Annotated in this window: 23 protein-coding genes; 14 read left to right on the top strand and 9 right to left on the bottom strand. The window is 59.5% G+C overall.

What is annotated here, in order from left to right:
* Nucleotides 1-15 precede the first annotated feature (15 nt).
* The 4 genes from NKI97_RS19245 to NKI97_RS19230 form a co-directional block, all read right to left on the bottom strand.
* Entirely contained in the window at nucleotides 16-774 is a 759-nt protein-coding gene (locus tag NKI97_RS19245) for a DUF5131 family protein (protein WP_352835942.1), read from the bottom strand.
* A 259-nt stretch (nucleotides 775-1,033) separates the two neighbouring features.
* Entirely contained in the window at nucleotides 1,034-1,990 is a 957-nt protein-coding gene (gene ligD / locus NKI97_RS19240; protein WP_352835939.1) for a non-homologous end-joining DNA ligase, read from the bottom strand.
* A gap of 115 nt (nucleotides 1,991-2,105) precedes the next feature.
* The gene (locus tag NKI97_RS19235; RefSeq protein WP_352835936.1) at nucleotides 2,106-2,348 is read right to left on the bottom strand and encodes a hypothetical protein; all 243 of its coding nucleotides are present in this window, start codon (nucleotides 2,346-2,348) and stop codon (nucleotides 2,106-2,108) included.
* Between the two features lie 73 nt (nucleotides 2,349-2,421).
* Nucleotides 2,422-2,724, bottom strand: a complete 303-nt coding sequence (locus NKI97_RS19230) for a Y4lK-related protein (protein ID WP_352836060.1) — start codon at nucleotides 2,722-2,724, stop codon at nucleotides 2,422-2,424.
* Nucleotides 2,725-3,952: 1,228 nt separating this feature from the next.
* On the opposite strand from NKI97_RS19230, the gene NKI97_RS19225 reads away from it, so the two are divergent.
* The 4 genes from NKI97_RS19225 (at nucleotide 3,953) to NKI97_RS19210 (ending at nucleotide 6,017) form a co-directional block, all read left to right on the top strand.
* Nucleotides 3,953-4,402 (top strand): DUF3846 domain-containing protein, encoded by a 450-nt coding sequence (locus tag NKI97_RS19225; RefSeq protein WP_352835933.1) that lies wholly within the window; start codon nucleotides 3,953-3,955, stop codon nucleotides 4,400-4,402.
* Nucleotides 4,399-5,400, top strand: a complete 1,002-nt coding sequence (locus tag NKI97_RS19220) for a hypothetical protein (RefSeq protein WP_352835931.1) — start codon at nucleotides 4,399-4,401, stop codon at nucleotides 5,398-5,400. Before NKI97_RS19225 ends, NKI97_RS19220 begins: the two co-directional genes overlap by 4 nt.
* Entirely contained in the window at nucleotides 5,397-5,645 is a 249-nt protein-coding gene (locus NKI97_RS19215; protein WP_352835928.1) for a hypothetical protein, read from the top strand. The genes NKI97_RS19220 and NKI97_RS19215 overlap by 4 nt, the downstream gene beginning before the upstream one ends.
* Before the next feature lie 81 nt (nucleotides 5,646-5,726).
* Nucleotides 5,727-6,017: a hypothetical protein gene (locus tag NKI97_RS19210; RefSeq protein WP_352835926.1), complete on the top strand. Its 291-nt coding sequence runs from the start codon at nucleotides 5,727-5,729 to the stop codon at nucleotides 6,015-6,017.
* Between the two features lie 62 nt (nucleotides 6,018-6,079).
* Here NKI97_RS19210 and NKI97_RS19205 read toward each other — a convergent pair whose 3' ends face one another.
* Nucleotides 6,080-6,889 (bottom strand): competence protein CoiA, encoded by an 810-nt coding sequence (locus NKI97_RS19205; RefSeq protein WP_352835923.1) that lies wholly within the window; start codon nucleotides 6,887-6,889, stop codon nucleotides 6,080-6,082.
* On the opposite strand from NKI97_RS19205, the gene NKI97_RS19200 reads away from it, so the two are divergent.
* The 8 genes from NKI97_RS19200 to NKI97_RS19165 all read left to right on the top strand — a co-directional run bounded on the left by NKI97_RS19200 (nucleotide 6,888) and on the right by NKI97_RS19165 (nucleotide 12,308).
* On the top strand, nucleotides 6,888-7,100 hold the full coding sequence (locus NKI97_RS19200; protein WP_352835920.1) for a hypothetical protein: 213 nt from the start codon (nucleotides 6,888-6,890) through the stop codon (nucleotides 7,098-7,100). The genes NKI97_RS19205 and NKI97_RS19200 overlap by 2 nt on opposite strands.
* Nucleotides 7,101-7,361: 261 nt before the next feature.
* A complete protein-coding gene (locus NKI97_RS19195) occupies nucleotides 7,362-8,378 on the top strand; it encodes a hypothetical protein (RefSeq protein ID WP_352835917.1) in 1,017 nt (338 codons plus the stop codon).
* A 524-nt stretch (nucleotides 8,379-8,902) separates the two neighbouring features.
* Nucleotides 8,903-9,136, top strand: coding sequence for a hypothetical protein (locus tag NKI97_RS19190; protein ID WP_352835914.1), 234 nt, complete (start codon nucleotides 8,903-8,905; stop codon nucleotides 9,134-9,136).
* A gap of 160 nt (nucleotides 9,137-9,296) precedes the next feature.
* Entirely contained in the window at nucleotides 9,297-9,476 is a 180-nt protein-coding gene (locus NKI97_RS19185) for a hypothetical protein (protein WP_352835911.1), read from the top strand.
* An 8-nt stretch (nucleotides 9,477-9,484) separates the two neighbouring features.
* On the top strand, nucleotides 9,485-9,718 hold the full coding sequence (locus NKI97_RS19180) for a hypothetical protein (protein WP_352835909.1): 234 nt from the start codon (nucleotides 9,485-9,487) through the stop codon (nucleotides 9,716-9,718).
* Nucleotides 9,719-9,983: 265 nt separating this feature from the next.
* Nucleotides 9,984-10,856 carry a hypothetical protein gene (locus NKI97_RS19175; RefSeq protein WP_352835906.1) on the top strand — a complete coding sequence of 291 codons (873 nt, stop codon included), beginning with the start codon at nucleotides 9,984-9,986 and terminating at the stop codon, nucleotides 10,854-10,856.
* Nucleotides 10,853-11,278 carry a hypothetical protein gene (locus NKI97_RS19170; RefSeq protein ID WP_352835903.1) on the top strand — a complete coding sequence of 142 codons (426 nt, stop codon included), beginning with the start codon at nucleotides 10,853-10,855 and terminating at the stop codon, nucleotides 11,276-11,278. Before NKI97_RS19175 ends, NKI97_RS19170 begins: the two co-directional genes overlap by 4 nt.
* Before the next feature lie 154 nt (nucleotides 11,279-11,432).
* A complete protein-coding gene (locus NKI97_RS19165) occupies nucleotides 11,433-12,308 on the top strand; it encodes an ATP-dependent DNA ligase (protein ID WP_352835900.1) in 876 nt (291 codons plus the stop codon).
* Between the two features lie 124 nt (nucleotides 12,309-12,432).
* On the opposite strand, the gene NKI97_RS19160 is transcribed toward NKI97_RS19165, so the two are convergent.
* From NKI97_RS19160 to NKI97_RS19145, 4 genes are all read right to left on the bottom strand, one after another.
* Nucleotides 12,433-12,708, bottom strand: a complete 276-nt coding sequence (locus NKI97_RS19160; RefSeq protein WP_352835898.1) for a hypothetical protein — start codon at nucleotides 12,706-12,708, stop codon at nucleotides 12,433-12,435.
* A gap of 285 nt (nucleotides 12,709-12,993) precedes the next feature.
* Entirely contained in the window at nucleotides 12,994-13,686 is a 693-nt protein-coding gene (locus NKI97_RS19155) for an SOS response-associated peptidase (RefSeq protein WP_352835896.1), read from the bottom strand.
* Nucleotides 13,687-13,695: 9 nt separating this feature from the next.
* Entirely contained in the window at nucleotides 13,696-14,007 is a 312-nt protein-coding gene (locus NKI97_RS19150; protein WP_352835894.1) for a hypothetical protein, read from the bottom strand.
* Between the two features lie 65 nt (nucleotides 14,008-14,072).
* Nucleotides 14,073-14,348 carry a hypothetical protein gene (locus NKI97_RS19145; protein ID WP_352835891.1) on the bottom strand — a complete coding sequence of 92 codons (276 nt, stop codon included), beginning with the start codon at nucleotides 14,346-14,348 and terminating at the stop codon, nucleotides 14,073-14,075.
* 94 nt (nucleotides 14,349-14,442) lie between these two features.
* Here NKI97_RS19145 and NKI97_RS19140 point away from each other — a divergent pair, with 94 nt between their 5' ends.
* Both NKI97_RS19140 and NKI97_RS19135 read left to right on the top strand, forming a co-directional pair.
* Complete coding sequence (locus NKI97_RS19140) at nucleotides 14,443-14,736, top strand: hypothetical protein (RefSeq protein WP_352835889.1); 294 nt, start codon at nucleotides 14,443-14,445, stop codon at nucleotides 14,734-14,736.
* A gap of 207 nt (nucleotides 14,737-14,943) precedes the next feature.
* Complete coding sequence (locus NKI97_RS19135) at nucleotides 14,944-17,145, top strand: ParB/RepB/Spo0J family partition protein (RefSeq protein WP_352835888.1); 2,202 nt, start codon at nucleotides 14,944-14,946, stop codon at nucleotides 17,143-17,145.
* Nucleotides 17,146-17,585 lie beyond the last annotated feature (440 nt).

The following is a 17,585-nucleotide window of genomic DNA, read 5'->3' as shown; positions in this document are numbered from 1 at the left end:
GATCCTGGCTGGAGGTTATTCTGCCGCGACAGAAACTATTCCTTGGCTTGGTTCTTCAGATGGTAGCTGATTCCATTCGAAACCGTCGAGGATTCTCCCTCCGGTCTTCGGGCGTATTCCGCCCCATTGCTTGAAGAAAAATGAAACCCCAGCGTCGATACACTGGTCACGGACTTCACGAACCCAATCCGGATGCATGGGTCTCGCTTTCGGGCCGCTCTCTCCACCCACTATCACCCAGTCGATGCCGTTCAAATCCATGCTGCCCATCGGCCCGATGAGCGGCTCAACGGACAGGAACTTGATTGAGGCATTCATCCCCTGCATGTGTCTCGTGCGGGTTTTCCTTGATCCGTCTTCCACTGACGTTCCGAGCCAGACGTGAGCTGGTGCGGCCTCGTCTCGATATCGCTTGTTCACGTAGTCGCGCATGCGAGAGCTGCGCTTCGTCAAGATTTGGAACGTGTGCCAATCTGCTCTCTCCATGGTGTCGAAGACCTTGTCGACAAACGAGAACGGCACCTCCTTGTGGAAGAGGTCGCTCATGGAGTTCACGAAGATCATTTTCGGCTGCCGCCAGGTGAGCGGGTACTCGAGCCGCTCTGGCCGCAGCATCAGGTCGAAGCCGTGCTCGAACGGATGTCCGGGAACCCCCCGAAACCGCTCCGAGAACCGTTCAGCATAGCAGTTGTCGCAACCGGCGCTGATCTTCGTGCAACCCGTCACTGGATTCCAGGTCGCGTCCGTCCATTCGATCGAGGTCGTGCCGGCCATGATGCGCTTTCGGAACATAAGGAGAACGCATAATGCATTCCGTATGGTTAGGGAAGCGTTAAGCCCGCCGGTCTGGGCGGCCCAAGTTTGACGCCGCCTCCAACACCCCCACACGGGGAGGTTCTTTCTGGCCCGAAAAGGCCCGCAGAGTTCGGGTTCGCCGACCTTCTCTCGATGACCGGGGCTGAAACCGGATAACACCGCCGCGTGGGGGTTGCATCAGAAATTCCACAGCCGATGAACCAGGCGGCGTCCTCTTTCATAGAAACTCGTCAACCGACCGGTCTTCGCGAATGCCCTTGAACGATGGATGGCGGAGCTGGTGATCCTCGGTCCAGCCGCGATACTCGACGTCGACCACGATCTCCGGCCGCGTCCATACCGCACTCTTCATCTTCAAACCGGGAATTGGTGGCTTATCCATTTGAATGGCATCGAGCCGGCGCTTTACTTCCGGCCCGGTGCGCGCATTGAAGCCGGTGCCAACGCCGCCGGCGAAGACCAGATTTCCGTCCTCGACATTCGCCAGAAGTACGCTTCCCAGACCGCCGTAACTATTGCCAGCCTCGTAGCCGATGACGATGAACTCATCACTCAGCACGCATTTTGTCTTCACCCATTCTTGGCTGCGGCCGGATCGATATGAACTGATGCGCAGCTTGGAAACGATGCCCTCGAAGCCGAACTGGCAGACTTTTGCGAGTATGTCGCTGCCTCCACTGATCTCGTCGCTCAAGACAATGCCGTTGGGCGGCGTCTCACCCAGCAAATCAGCTAGCGCTTCTCGCCGATCGACGAGCGGCCGATCGCGAAGATCCTCGCCGTTGACCTTGAGCAGATCGAAGACGGCAAGCATGATGTCCTGACGTCTCCCGCCGCGGCCAAGAGCCCGCTGAAGACTGGAAAAGTGCGACAAGCCCTTGTCGTCGGCGACGAACGCCTCGCCGTCTATTATCGCGTCCGTGGCGTCGAGCTCGGCCACCGCCGAGACGATGGTCGGAAACCTGACGGTCCAGTCGTGGAGGTTGCGGGTAAGGATTTTGACCTTGCCTCTGTTGAGATAGACGCCGATCCGATAGCCGTCCCATTTGATTTCGTGCAGCCAGTTAGGGCCTTGCGGGACGCGATCAACCAGGGTCGGCAATAGCGGCGGGAACACTCCAGCCGGCACGCTCGGCCGGTCACGGGCGCTGGTAGCTCGACGCGCCCATTTCATGATGCCTTCCGATCCCACGATCTGGAAAGCGCGAATGTCACGCGGCCATCATCCCATACCTTCGCCACATCGACTATGGTCAGACGATCGCCCGGCCCGATCTTGGGAGGCAGCATCAGTGTATGGAGCAAATAACACCGGCAAACATCGAGCCGGTGCGGTTGAGCAAGCGAATTGCCGCCAATGTCTCTCGATCATCCATGGTGTGGCCCCAGCTGTTGGCGATCGACTGGACTTCCCAGCTGTTGCCGTGCTTCGCCCTGGCAACGGCAAGCTCGCGCCGGATCTCGCACCGGACGGCCTCATCGAGGCTAATGACCGCGGTCTCGCTCATGTCGAGAGAATATACAGCCGTCAAATTTGTTCCAGCACCTTGACCGCAATAGGCCGAAGTCTCCTCTCGCAGAACGGCGGAGAGGATGTCGCCGGCTTCAGTGACGAGTTCTCGTATTCTCTGACCAGTGCGTTGCCGGCGAATCTAGGTCGAGATAGCGCCCGATCGATCGCAGGTAGGCAACGATTTCCAGCTTGAGGAAATCGCGATCGCCGTAAGTCTCCTCGATCTTCTTAATCTTCGGCCACACGACTTCTCGTTCTGCCGGCGTTAGGTCGACGTCCCCGAGTACATATCCGTGATGGCCGATGGCGCAGATGTCGCAGCCTGCCTTGATGATCGCATCTACAAATGCCGGAACCTCGCTCGCCTTCATGAGCCGGTTGTTACTTGCCGCCATGAATGTCACTCCCGTTTGCAACATGAACGGCAGCAAAGAATGATGGCGCGGCTGGCGCCGCGCCGTCATAGCCGTTGCCGCTTCGTCAATCTCTGTCGTCTTCAGGTGGTGAAGAAAGCTCAAAATGGCTTCAAGCGTGGGACCGTCGAAATTCCCCAGCTTTTCAACGATCGCCATACGAGTCTCCGCTTCGGCCTGGTCCTCACCCCAAAGATGCGGCGCGACCGGATACAGGATCTCCACCGGTGAAATGCTCAGCACTTCGAAGATGTGAAGGAGCCGGCCGACAGTCAGCCGCGAAACCGCGTTTTCGTAGCGATTATAAACCTGGTCGCTGAGCCCGAGCATCGGCGCGAGCTTGCGGGATTTTCCGTCGGTCGCGAGCCTTACGAAGGCTGGTGCTGAACTTTTTTCGATTTCGGCGCTTAACTCCAGTTCGCCGAAGCTGGTTTTCCGATGGATCGGCTTTTCAATTTGCGGATCGTTGATCTGCTGTAAACCGAGGTGCGAAATCCATTCCTCGAAAGAAGGCCCTGCCATTACTCCTGCCACGTGCTGTTGATCTTCGGTGTTCGTTCGAATCAATGTAACCGAATTGGTTGACTGGATGCACCTTGGAATCTGGTCGGTTTGCCAGAATTTGGGCGCGTCGCTTCGCGAAACCGCTCTATGCCTTCGGCACGGAGCCTTGCCTATGGCCAGTCTCCGCCCATCCGGGTGACGATCGGACGCGCGGCTGCTACGCAGCCAGAACGCCGTTGAGAGTGCGCCAAATTGGCATATCGGCCGTTTACAGAACGGGGCGAAATCAGCATAGTGCGCGCGTCTCGGGCAATACGAGTTGGTGATGGTAAGTCGCTAGCCCTTCTTGCCACTCACCGCGGGAGCCGTCCTGGCGCGAGCCAGCGACGGCTCCTTTCAATCGCGGCCGACTTTGTTTGCCTCAGAGAGGGAAAGAGGGCCCTGCCCTCTCTCCCTCGCAAGGAAAAAAACGGTCTCCCCGTCCTTCCTCCGCTTAGGCCTTCGGCCGCGCTCCGTGCAGGATCGACGCGGATCCGCATAGCGGATCATGCGCCGCCCCTTCGGCTTTGCCTCGGGCGGGCGAACCCCCTCCGTTTTTTCCCTTGCCTCCCTCTCTCCCGCTGCTCCGCGCGAGCTCGGGAGCAGGAGCGGGGCTCCTGCCCCTTCGGGCACGAGACCGCTTCGCGGAGAAAGAAAGGGCTAGACCATGAAACAGACTGCTTACCTGTTGGACCCCGAAACCACGATCTTTCGAGCCGTCGAGCTTCCGGCCGGAATCAGCTTCAAACCGATCTATGAACTGGTCGGATGCCGCTCGATCGAGGTCGTGCGCTTCGATGAACGGCATTCCCTGTTCGTTGACGAGGAAGGCTTGCGCGACGGCTTAACCGCCTTCACCATCTTTGAAGGATACCCGCAGCCGCTGGCCGGCAAACTCGTTCTCGTCGGCGGTGACGGAAGCGAGCCCTACCACTCTCCCCTGATAAGCCTTGAAGACGCTTCGGCGCATTTCAAGTGCTGCCGTCCGGTCCTGGACCCGGTGTTTGCGACCCACGACGAGATGACGGCGGGAGGGCTGATCATCTCCGGCGCATTGATGGGCTTGCAGGTCAGGATTGACCGCCGTGCCCCGACCTTTGTCGAAGGAGAGGCATGATGAAAATCGCCATCGTGGAAAACCGAAGCCTCGCCATCGTGACAGGAACCTTCGTCGCAAACATTGCGGCGAAGGATATCGAACACCAGTTCGATGCACTGACCCACTTTCCAGACCGGCGCGCAAACGCCGAGCTTGACGAACTGGCCCACCGACTGAACGAGTTTGCCGGCTACGTCGTGGAGCTGTGGGAGAAGGCGAGCGCACCGAACCCGGAACCAGAGATCGAGGCTTTCACCCGCCGCCACGTCGATTTGACGCGGCGCTATTGGGTTGCGGAGGGCCGCTGCATGAACTGGTTTATCACTGGACCGGCGCGCTTTCCCGTTGCCCGCAACGAAAAGCGGATGAAGATTTCCGATGCCCGCCGCGCCGATCTTGCCGCACATTCAGCAGCGGCCCGGAAAGTGGTGAAGCGGAAAGCCTTCCCCCACGGCGCGGATGACGAGCCGATCCGCTCGGGCGATCCATCAGCGTTGCAGCGGATCATGGCAAAGATCGAAGGCCTGGCCCTGTCGATCGACAAGATGAAGGCCGCGAACTCCATTATCCGGCGCATGGAAAAAGACGGCGCCGACGACGCGGCCATGATTGCGGCGATCGTCGCCCGGACCGGCCTTTCGGCAGAAGTGGCGGCACGCGGCGTCGTGCTGGCCGGCTGGCAATGGAAACGCGGATTCGACACGGCGGGCAACCGCGCAGAAATCCGCCGCCTGCAAGGGCGGTTGAAATTCCTGACGCGGATGCACGAGCGCGGAACGCAAAGCCAAGAGGTCGAGACACAGGCCGGAGCCGTCGAGATCAAGGAAAATGCCGATATAGCGCGCATTCAGATGATCTTTCCCGGCAAGCCCGACGAGGCGACGCGGCGGGCGCTGAAGGCCAACGGCTTCCGCTGGTCGCCGTCGCAAGGCGCGTGGCAGCGGCACTTGAACGAGGCGGGGAGATGGGCCGCCGAACGGGTGATGAAGGCGATCAGCGCCGAAGGTGCCGCATGAGTGCGGCCCCTTTCGGGCGTCCCGCCCGCCGCCATGTCACCGTATACGACACGCCGTCTCAGCTTGGCGGGAGCTTTACCGTCTCGATTGTCGAGACGCTGTCCGAAAACGCGGTGAAGGTGCGTGTCTGGTACGGACGCGCCACCGCGCAAGGCTGGGAGGCATGGAAGGATTGGGACGGCTACACGTTCCAGACCAACCGCGCCGCACTCACAAACGAGCGGATAATGCCGCTTTTCAAATAGCGCAGCGGCCGCGCCCATTGCCGGCGCGGCCGGTTGTCATCATCGAAATCACCGAGAGGAACGGCAATGAGCCGATACACTGTGGAGATCACAAACGGGACTGCAACGGATGCGCAAGGGACCATCGGTTACGATCCGCCGTTGCGAACCTTCTTTCTGCAGGGCTTTCCGCATCCCAATACCGACGAGTGCGCGCTGTGGTTCGGCACTTTCCTGGAGGAATTTTTGACCCTGGAATCGATCATCAAGACAGCGCGAGCACAGGGATACGAGGTTAGTGGGCTGAAGCGAGAAATGATTCTGGCGATGCTCAAGGAAGCCGGGCCGCCGCACCGGCCAAGCCTTGGTGAACGACTCGGCATTGTGCGGTAACCTGCAGGAATCAGCTTTCGAGGGCGAAAGCAGCAGCGCCGGGCCAGCGGCGCGCTCGCCGCCTAGAATCTCGATTGGCGACGCCGGCGGAACCATTTCCGGTGCGGAGGGTGTGCATAGGCCCAACGCCGCGCGTTTAGTTCGGCAACCGCCCTCTCGCGCCTCAAGTCGGCCGCGATCATTTCCATTATTGTTTGACTAGGAATGATCTGTGCTCGCTTCCGAGCCGCATCCAAGAACGTACTCCGCGAAACAGCCAAGACTGCGGCGTGCCCCTCGGCACGCCCCGGCAACAAGCACCAGAGTATGTCGCGATTTTGCTCCGACACTTCGTTTGCTGTTCCGAAACATTCGAAATCAAAGAAGACCGGCACAGCGCAGTCAAGCCACGCAGAAGGAAAGCCTTCCTTTGGCCAGAACACAACGAAAAGGCCCTTCATCAAAGTGGGCCTGAAAGAGCTTCGAGCTGCAAGAAACCGGGATCGATCTCTCTTCAGCCTCGTTCCGTCCACGACCCAGACCATATTCCGATGGAACGCCTCGCGTGCAGACATCTCTCGCGCAGGCAGGTGTGAGTGTTGGAACTCGATAACCAAGCCATTTTCGGTCATCACATCCGCAATATGTTTCTCACCTGCCTCGTCGCTCCGGATCACTTCCTGCCATCCCGAGGGAAATTGGTCCTTCCATGCGCGATGCCACGGGGTTTCCGGCTCCCACCACGGATCGCAGTTCCTGTTACCACGATGCGCCCAATGCCAGACTCTTTGCGTCCCGCACTTTGCAATCATCGGCTGCAAGCAGCCCGGGCAGCTACCGATCAATCCAGGCGAGGTCTCACACCGCACGTCGTTCACCAATGCAAACCGCATGATCTTCTCCATAAGCGTTCAGGGCCGCACACCATCGCAGGCGGCAGCCAGGTTCTTGTTTGGGAAGTTATGTCGGCAGCGCGGCCAGCCTGGGCTGGTGCTGTTTCTTCTTATCTTCGACGTGAGGGGGCAAACCGTCGTCGGTTATCATGCGGCTGACGAAGATGCCCGGCGCCGCTTTTTCTCAAAGCACGAAGCAAAAAGTATCTGACCCGCTGGTTCAGTCAAGTTTGAAGTTCATCGCAACCGGGCAGCTTCGCGAACGCTCGGCAAGTCAGCGCGAGTTTCAGCCGGTGGAAGACAAGCCTCCGTGCCAGCGCCATGGTATTTCGGCCTTCAAAGCGATACCCGTCCATGAAAGGAATGGTGGCTTGGTGGTTCGAAACGGTTCAAGCCCCCAAAATCCATCGTCAGCGGTGGATGATAGCAGCATGCGCTTGCTTGCACGCGCATCCGGACCTTTCCTGAGGGCATGACGCACACAGATTCGGATGGAAACAACACGAGGGCCTTCCTCGACAGCCTGAGGCGCGGCGACCTGTCGGCGCTGCTCCTGCACGCGCGCGTCGAGATCGGGGTTACGAGCGGGGATTTCGGAGGCTGGCAGACCCTCGTCGTTGTCCGCGCTCCGCAGCCGTTCACAGAAGCGCTGTCCACACTTCCAGAATACGACCGCAAGCGGATCGCCGAGGCTGCTCTCAGCAGGCGCGCCAGCCACGAAGGTCGTCCTCCCACCGATATCATCGTCAAGCAGGCAGGCGACCCCGTGGACGGGCCGGCCACGCTCCTCCCGGACCTCATCATCCACCGGGAGATGATGATTGCCGTGGGCACTGGCAAACAACAGATTCAAGAAGTGGACGACTACTACATCGCAAGACAGGTCCGGCTGGTCGAGGGGTGTTCCGGCGCGGGTATCAAGTACGAGAATCCGCACGGGTCACTCTGGGACTGGTACCATTTCTGGAAGGAACAGAACTGGGGCAGCTATACCGAGCGTCGGGAATACGTCCGGAAGCTATTCGCCGGGCCTGTGGCGGCTGCCGTGGGCCGGGTCCACAACCCCAGCCCGGTGGGCGAGCGAGAGCCGACTGGTTGGGAGCTGGTGGACCGCCAGATTGGCAAGGCCAGGATGCAGTTCGACAGGGCATCTGCCGAGGAAGACTGGCAAGGTGTTGGGCTGACCTGCCGCGAGATACTGATCTCGCTAGGTCAGGCAACGCACGATCCCGCCGTGCATCCGCTCGTCGACGACAAGGGCACCCAGATCGGCCGGACCGACGCGCGCAGGCTGCTCGATGCGTGGCTGCATCACGAGATGCCGGGCGGGAACAACAAGGAGGTCCGGGCGCACATCAAGGCTTCGCTGGACCTTGCGGTGCATCTTCAGCACCGCAGGACGGCGACGCGTCAGCTGGCGGCACTGTGCTTGGAAGCGACCTCGTCGGCAGTCGCCGTGGTCGCGATCATCGCGGGGCGGACCGCCTGATTTAGCCGAACGCGCCCTCGGTCCGCGCTTTGGGCTCGTACGCCAAATTCGAACGAGACACTACCCCGCTCCAGGCCCGTATCGAACGGGCCAGGAACGGTGGGGGGGGGGGGGCGCGCGGGGCCCCCCGCGCCCCCCGCCCCGCCCCGCCCCCCCCCCCCCCACCACGGCAGCCGCCCCGCGTCGCGGTTCGGCTGGTCACTTCGGCTTGTTGTCGTTGTCGGCAGTCGAACCCGCAGCCATCTCCTCGCTCACTCCAGCGAAAAGACGACGGGGAACCAGCCTGACGGCCGGTTGGCGATTTGCCGATTGATGATGCTGATAGGCGGCCGGGGCTAGGAAGGCCGCGTTATCCGGCAGCTCCAAAGTGGCAGTTCGCAATCTTTATGCTGCGGACGATACGGCAGGCCCTGCCCCGGCGCGCAACCCTTCGCTGCGTTGCGACCGCTGACGCGGTGCACTTGGCAGTTCCAGCCGAATTCGAGCCTCGCGATTGCGCACAACCACTTTGGAGGATCTACCTCATGAAAACGCTCTTAACCTTCTGCCAGAGGACCGGCCGCCGCCTTCGTCTGTACATCAACCGGCAATCGCCGAGCATTTCCCCCGACGCCATAATAGGCGAAGTGGCCCCGCATCATAATACGGGCCAGCTGAAGATCTCCGTCGCCTTCTCGCTTCCGTTCCTCGCCAAGGTCGAGGTGAGCTATCAGGTGCAGTTCGACGAAAAAGCCGACAACGACAACAAGCCGAAGTGACCGACGGCCGCGCCCTGCCAGGCAGGTCGCGGCTTCCTGACGGCTGAAGTGAGCAGTGACGAAAGGACGGCGATTGTCGATGACGGGAAGAGTTCGGCCGACTTGACTATTTTGTTCTTATTTTGTTCACTGTGGCACGCGCACGAAAGTGAGGTGCCCAATGTACAAGGAAACTCATGCGGCCGAAAAGCTGATTGCACGCCACGGCGGCGACATGCTGAAAGCTCTCAAGGCTGCGATGCTCCACAACGGCTATCTCGAAGGCCGGATCGAACAGATCGCCGAAGCAGTTCCGGGGCTCATCAAGATCCATTACGACGGCCCCATGGCGTCGAACTAGGCGGCCTGATGCATGCCGAGAATCTAGCCGGCCAGGATGACGATCTGGAGCGCGACGTCGACGCCGTCATCGTCTCCTGTGGCGGCGATGCGAGAGCTGCGGTTCGCGCACTGATCGTCCAGGTTGCCTACCTGGAGCGCGAGATTCAATATTTTCGGGTCGCGATCTCCTCAGGCTTCAGCCGGCAGTGGCATCACAAGAGATGGGAGATCAAGACTGATGCCGGGTCGGAGGATGGGTGAGCTATCTTACTCAGCGATCGACCGCGCCTACCCATATCAGGTGGCGCTGCCGGACGACATTTGCTGCTGCACAACCTGACCCTGATCATGGAGTTTTGCGAGACACGCTGCTGCGAAATCGGATTGCCCGATCAGCCCGCGCCCTTCGCGTCCTCCCCCTCCCTCCGTCGGGCGCGGGACTTCCCGAAATTCCCTTGAAGATTTGCTGTATTTTGAGTTGACTGGGTAGTTCGCTTTCGAACTCAGGGGACTTGGGGGGGATTTAATGAAGATTTTCCAGTATGCAGCGTTAGCTCTACTATCAGTGCCGCTGGTCGCGTTTGCCTTTCCGTCAAATGCAGCAGACTGCCCGACAGGCGACACCCGAAAAGAACACCATGTCGGCAACTTTAATTTCGTCACCAACTCATGGGTCGAGGAAGTCGGCAAGCTTCGCCGATATGTGTCCTGTGTTGGAAATTTTGACCGCGATACCGACCTGCTCGTCACCTGGCATGTCGCCGGCCCCAAGGGCACCTATGTACCCTCAGATGATGTGGCAACTGAACCGCGGATTAGCAACGATCTCAACCCTAGGGCGGTCAACGGCTGCATCAAATATGGCAATCTCGGAGACTTCACGGACGCCCAATTCATGGGCTCGGCGGCCGACGAAGACGAAAACGCCAAAGACAACCCGTGTAATATAGCAAACACCCTGCGCGGTCATGAACTGGCCAAGCCCGGAATACCGAAGGAGGGCTACCGAGACCAGGTGCGGGTGTTTTTTCCGAGCAATCCGGACAAACCCCGGGAGACCATGCTTGAGATTAATGGGGTGATCGGCATCGCTGCGGTCGACGGTATGTTTGAAAGCTTTTTCACCTACAGTGCACAGAAGTACAAAGGTAGGCCGGATGGCAACCCTGACGACATCCGGGTTAGGCCGAGATTTGTGACGGCACCGGAATCGTATTACAAGGCTTTCTTCGAGACTAACGAGGAAGCTACGCCGCTGGGGTCCAAAGGGGATATCGTGTTTAAAATATCCGGGGCGACATCCAGTTTAGTACCTGTTACAGCTTATTACGAGTTTATCTCCCCGGACAACCGCGTTGTTGGCTCGATTCCCATGCCGATGTTCGGGCCTGAACGGTGAAACAGGTCTTCGAATTCATATTTAGCATGACACCCAGCGTCGCGCTGACGTTTGCCGAAGCGTGGATCGAGCTATTCAAAGACACCGCTATCCTACGCCCGGACGTACCGCACGCGCTCGTCAATACGGCACTCGCCATCTCTGTGTTCCTGTCGATCGTAGTCGTCCTTATCGGCAAATCGTGGGATGGCGCCTTCAAACTGCGGAAAAGTACGAACCTACTGGTGGTGGCAATCGTGCTCGCCGTCGTCTGCTACGGATGGCGCCTGTTCCTTGCCTGGCCCCGCAGCCGGGTCGTTCAGAGCATGGTTACCTCAATGTGGGACCTTTGCGGCTGGGTCTTCGTTGTGGTGGCTATCATGACAGTCACCTTCGCTGCCATGTACGCAGTATCCAAAACCTCTGAGGCCAAAGATTCATAAACTGCTCTTGCAAACAAGGCCAGATTTTAGGTGGCTCCGATCAGCCCGCGTCCCCGCCCCTCGGACGCGGGCTCCTTCGTTTAAGGGTTGCGCCGCGTTCCCGGAACCGAAACGTTCAAAGTTTATTGAATCGGGTTGGTTGCGTGGAGTTTGTATGGCCGAAAGGCTGGCGTTCATTCCCCCGATGGAGCCCAAGCTGGTTGTCAAACCGCCCGAGGGTGAAAACTGGATTCACGAGGTCAAGCTCGACGGCTACCGTTCTCAGATCGTCATCAACGGTCCCGACGATATCCGGGTCTTTACTAAAACCGGTGCGGACTGGACGAAGAAGTATGCTGGGCTCGTGGACGCAGCGTTGGAGCTTGATGTCAAGAACGCGATCCTTGACGGCGAGGCGATTGTCATCAATGAGACCGGCCTGCCCGACTTCAATGCGCTCCAGAAGGCCGTTCACGACAACCCCTACGCCATGTATCTCGGCGCCTTCGACATCCTGCACCTCGACGGTCGTGATCTGCGCGACCTCGGCTGTCAGACACGCCGCGAAATTCTCCATAGCATCATAAAACCGAACAGCCGGATTCAGTTCAGCGAGACCATGCCCGGCGACGCCAAGGCGATCTTCTACCTCGCCGACCAGGCTGGGCTCGAAGGGATCGTCTCGAAGCGCGCTGACAGCAAGTATCGCAGCGGCCCAACGACGAACTGGCTGAAGACAAAGAGCTTCACGGAAGATGAATTCGAACTGCTCGGCGTCAAGCGCGAGCGTGGCAAGGCGGCATTCGCCTATTTGGCCGAGCCGGGCTCCGGGAAATATCGCGGTTCGGCCTTCATCACCTTGGGCCGAGACATGAAGGATCGGCTATGGAAGCGTGTCCAGGATCATGCTGGGCCGAGGCCAGAGGTCATGAAGGAGAAGCCGGAGGCGGAGTGGGTCAAGCCTGGCATAAAGCTGCGTGTCAAACATCTTCGCGGCGACCACGCCCACATACGCCATGCGTCGTTGCTGGGTTTTGGTGACGAGGAGTAGCGTTAGGTGGGTTTGCGACCGTTACAAATGACATAAAGCAGGCAGTAGGCAGTTGAGGGCAGCGGCGACGGGCACGCGATGACCCAGCGAATTGAAAAGGCCCGCTCGTTGAGCGGGCCAAACGCTACTCGCTAGCGCCAGGATCATTCGGATCTTTTTCCAGGGCTTCCTTCATTTTCTCAAACTTCGGATCAACCGCTCCGGAGATCCGGGTCATGCTCATGACCGGTCCGCCGTTATTACAATGTTCTCTCGCAGGAATCGAATACATGCCACTGTCATAACCGATGCCGTAACCGTCGCCGCGGCACGCAATAATTTTGTTTTCGCTCCACCGCCCATATTGGGTGTTGCCGTTATCTCGGTAGTATCGTTCGTGCGTATAAAGGGTAACAGGCACTGCATTCTCCCTTTTTTGTTGAACGAAATTAAGGCTACTCTAATTTAGCATCTCTGTCCAAGGATCGGATGAAGTAGCCATCGGAATGAGTAGCACACTAGTTAGTTATAGGAACGCCTCGCCGTCAGCGCGGTGCTCGAAACAGAACCAGTGCGGCGTCTGCCTCGGTCTGGCAAAGCCCCATCCTGCATTCTTGCCGCAGCCGGGATGCTCGCACCTATGGTGCTGAATGCCCGGGCGTGTGACGGGCTCCATTGCACCGGGAAGCCGGATGCAGTTCGTCGCTCATAGCAGCGGTACCGGCTCGATCATGTGCGGGCTGTCGTTGGGCTTCCCGTCTTTGACGGTCGCGTTTACGTCCCGGCTCACCCGATAGAACTGCAGTTGGCCGTCCAGGTTAATATCAAGCAGTTGTTTCGCCGCGGGAATTGGTGTCGCCGGATCAAGCCAAGCTTCGTAAGCGGACTGGTCGAGGATGACAGGCTGACGGTCGTGGATCTGCTTCATGGGTTCGGATGCGGCGGCAGTCAGGATTGTGCAGCTCGTGACGTCGAGTGTTGAATTGTAGGCCCAGAGTCCAGCAAACGAGAACGGCCGATGCTCCGGCAGAAAGATGAGCCAAGGGTCGCGCTTTTTGTCGGCCGGCGATATCGTCCATTCATAGAAGCCGTCAGCCGGGATCAGGCAACGTTTCGACTGAAAGGCATCTTTGAATGCGCCGGACGTATCGGCCGTTTCGATCCTAGCGTTGAACATCGCCGCCTTGGGCATTTCCTTCGCCCACCATGGCACCAGCCACCACCGGCCTTGGCGCAGCTTATGATCCCCGTTCTCGCCGGCCGTGACGAACGGCACTTCTTCCGTGGGCGCAATGTTGTAGCGCGGCGCATCGTTGCGGCCGATTTCGGCTGGTGCCGTTAGTCGATAGAGCCGGTGAATTTCCGACCAGGGGAGATACCTGGTATAGCGCCCACACATGCCGTTGCCTCAATTCCGCAGGATCTCGGGGACGCTCAGCGGGCCGAGATCGAGAATTCTCTGGTACTCGCCCGTCCGGCGCCAGACACCATGTGCCTTGCCATTTTCCCGGTCGCGCTTTGGATCGAACATCACGCCTGGGAATTGGTCAAGGAACGCCTGTGCGGAGGCCTCGTCCGCGAAGCAGTAGAGCCGCCAGTTTTCATATCTATGGTCTGGCCATATCGCCTGCACTAGCCTTTTCATTGGGGCTAGCCTGCGCTCTTCGCAAAATTCGCGGATCAATGTGAAGCTGCGCCCCGTCCATAGGTCGTCAGGCATGGCCACTTGATACGGCCATTCGCGATCGATCCTGGCAGGCGAAGGGCCACGACTACGCTGTACCATCAGTGGTGAGCGGGCTTCTTGCTCTCTCTCAGGTAAATGTCGGTCTGGTGCCGCATCGCATCCGAAAGTGACAACGCCAGATCGAGGTCTTCAGGATATATTGCCAGTATCCAAGCGGCCGTTAGCTCCGAGATAGCCTGCTTCTGGCTGACATCGGACAGGCCACGCATGTGCTTTGCCATCTTGCTGGCGGCCCGGTGAATGGCGGCCCGCTCGCGCTTTACCGTGGCATATATCTCGGGCTGCTCGGACTCGGTCGCGGTAATCGGCTTCATGGGTGTGTCTCCAATTTGCCGACAGTGAACGAAATGAGAACATCGGAGTCAAGAGCCTCTTGACGGAACAGGAATATGTTCCTTTTCTAGAGGAATGGCGCACGATCCGATCGACACGCTGGGCAAGGCGACCCGGCACAATATGCTCGTCAAGGCGGAATGCAGTTGCGGCAATGTCCGCTACTGCCGTTCGGCTGACCTGATGATGGTCTATGGCGGCGGGGTCGATCCGCTAAAGCTCAAATTCGACTGCAGCCGCTGCAAGCCGGAGATCAAGATCACCCTGATCGAGGTGCATCCCGAGCATCTGCCGAAGCGCCTGATGATCCACAAACCGATGAAGATCGATGGAAAAATCCGCTGGCACACCGAACGGTTCCGGGGGTGATTACAAACGGCCAGACACCGCAAACCAGCTCGGCGGCGAAGCCGCTCGCGAGCGCGCCTCCCAACAGCGCCGTAGAGAGCGAGCGGCTGAATCGGAGCGCTCGGCGCCGCTTAGCTTGGGACTGCCGCTCTTCATGCGATTTCCTCGAGCAGCACATTCTCTGGTTAACAGGCGCCCCGCTGGCGCGGGCCGAAGTTCTTTCGCCTAATGGGAGAGGGGGCGCTGCCCCCTCTCCCCTGCAAGGAGAAAATCGGTCTCCCCGTCCTTCCTCCGCGCGGGCCAGCCCGCGCTTCGTGCAGGATCGACGCGGATCCGCATAGCGGATCTAGCGCGCCCCTTCGGCTTCGCCCTCGGGCGGGTGATCCCCCTCCGATTTGTCTCCTTGCCCCCCTCTCCCCCGCTGTTCCGCACGAGCTCGGGAGCAGGAGCGGGGCTCCTGCCCCTTCGGGCAGGAAACCGCTTCGCGGGAAAAGGGAAATCAGGAGAAATATCATGACCGAGACCATCACCATCCCCTTGAACAAGCTGGACGTGGACCCGAAGAACGTCCGCAAAACCTACAGCGCCGAGGGCATCAAGGAACTGGCCGCGACCATCCGAGCCGACGGGTACAGACTGTTGCAGAACCTCATCGTCAGGAAGGGCGACAAGAAGGGCCGCTACTTCGTGACGGCGGGTGGTCGCCGCCGTGCCGCACTCCTCCTTCTTGCCGAGACGGGCGAGATCGCGAAGGACTTCCCCGTTGAATGTAAGCAGCGTGAGGCCGAAGACGCTACGGCGATCAGCTTGACCGAGAATCTGCATGAGGCCATGCACCCGGCTGACCAGTTCGTGGCATTCAACGCCCTTGCCCAAGAGGGCAAAGCAGTCGCTGATATCGCCGCCCGTTTTGGGACGACCGAAACGATTGTGTGCAAGCGGCTGGCGCTCGCTCGCGTGTCGCCGGTGCTGTTGCAGATGTTCCGCGACGAGGACATGAGTTTTGCGCAGTTGTCGGCCTTCACCGTCAGCGACGATCACCAGCGGCAGGTTGAGGTATGGAGTGCCCTGCCCTCCTGGAACCGTGATGCTTTTTCCATCCGGCGCGCGCTCACCGAGGAATTGGTTGCCGCGACAGACAAGCGTGTCCAGTTCATCGGCGGGCTGGCCGCCTATGAAGCGGCGGGCGGCGCCGTAAGGCGCGACCTGTTCGATGAACGCAACGCCGGTTATGTCACTGATACGGTGCTGCTGGAAAAGCTGGTGGCCGAGAAGCTTGAGGCGGCGGCCGAGGCGGTGCGCGCCGAAGGCTGGAAATGGGTGGAGTGCCGCGCTTCGATGCCGGAAGGGCTTCATAGCATGGAGCGCCACTATCCCGAGGACGTGAGCCTTTCCGAGGAAGATCAGGCGGCGCTTGACGCCACGCAGGCAGAATATGACGAGCTTGCCGAACTGATCGAGAGCGGTGCAGCCGACGACGATGCCGAGGCAAAGCTTGAGGAAGTCGAAAAGCGGATTGACGCCCTGACCGCCCGCACGGAAGCCTATAGCCCCGAGGCACTGGCGAATGGCGGCGCATTCGTCATGCTCGACTATTACGGCAGGCTTTCTATCGAGCGCGGTTTCGTGAAGCCGGACGATGCCGAGGCAATGGACGACGATGAGGCCGCCGTGGGCTTGCCGAGCAGCGCGGGCGAGGCAAAGCCCGCAATTCCGACTGTCACGCATTCGGCGGCTCTTATGGAGGACCTGACGGCCCACAAAACCGCAGCGCTGCGCATTGAACTGGCGAACAATCCTGACGTTGCCCTGATCGCCGTGGTGCATGCAATGCTGCTGCAAGTGGCCTATCTATACAGTTCGGAGCAAAGCGCGCTTCAACTGTCGATCACCCATGAGCGGTTGAAGCCTTCAATGAAGGACGCCGACACCAGCAAGGGCCTTGCGGCGTTCAATGACCTGTCCGAAAACTACGGCCATCATCTGCCGGGCAATCCCGCCGATCTGTTCGATTGGCTGCTGGAGCAGCCGCAGGACACGCTTCTTTCGCTGCTGGCCTTTGGTGCCGCTCATGCGGTCAACGCGGTGGAGAAGAAGTTCAACGATCGCAAGAAGGGCATTGAGCAAGCCAACCAGCTAGGCCGAGCGCTCAATATCGACATGTCCGAGTGGTTCGGGACGACCGGCGACAGCTATTTCAAGCACGTCAACCGGACCACCATCGAGCTTGCCGTGGCCGAAGCTAAGGGCCGGGAGGCGGAGCTTTCTGTCAAGGCAGCGGCCAAAAAGACCGAAGCCGTTATGATCGCTGAGCGACTTGTTGCCGGCAGCGGCTGGATACCCGCCCCTGTGCGGATCGCTGCCGCCGACGAGGCGAGGTCTATCGAGCACGAAACGGACAACGAGCAGTTCCCCGAAGCGGCTGAATAAAACACCAGCCGCAGGCCGGTTGCGCGTTCTCCCGCGCTACTGGCCTCCCTTCTATCGATGCGCGGTCGAGGCCGCCGCTGAAATGAATAGGCCGGATCGACCGGCCTTATTTTGAGGGGAGGCCCGAACCCCCTCCCCTCAAACTCCCCTTCCCGCCCTGGATAGCCGACATGGTGCGCCATGCTGGCGTTTTCGTCCTCGAGAGCCAATACGGTATACCGTCCCAAAGCGTGTCGAAATGTATTTGCACTTGAAAAACGCCGAAAATCAAGGAAATTAGCCACCTGAGAGCGTCAGGCTCTTCTGGCGTAAGGCGCGTGTAGCACAATTCTTGCGCCAAAACGGTTATTCCGGTTATGCTTTGCAAATCATCGGAATCAGCATGATTCCGGATCAGGCAATCCAGCGCTTACGACGGAGAAGATAGACCGACCAGAAAA

It is taken from the genome of Mesorhizobium sp. M0296 (assembly GCF_040321675.1).
In the GTDB taxonomy this organism is placed as follows: Bacteria; Pseudomonadota; Alphaproteobacteria; order Rhizobiales; family Rhizobiaceae; genus Mesorhizobium.
The sequence above is the reverse complement of the archived record's forward strand: the minus strand, read 5'-3'. Positions and strand labels throughout refer to the sequence as shown.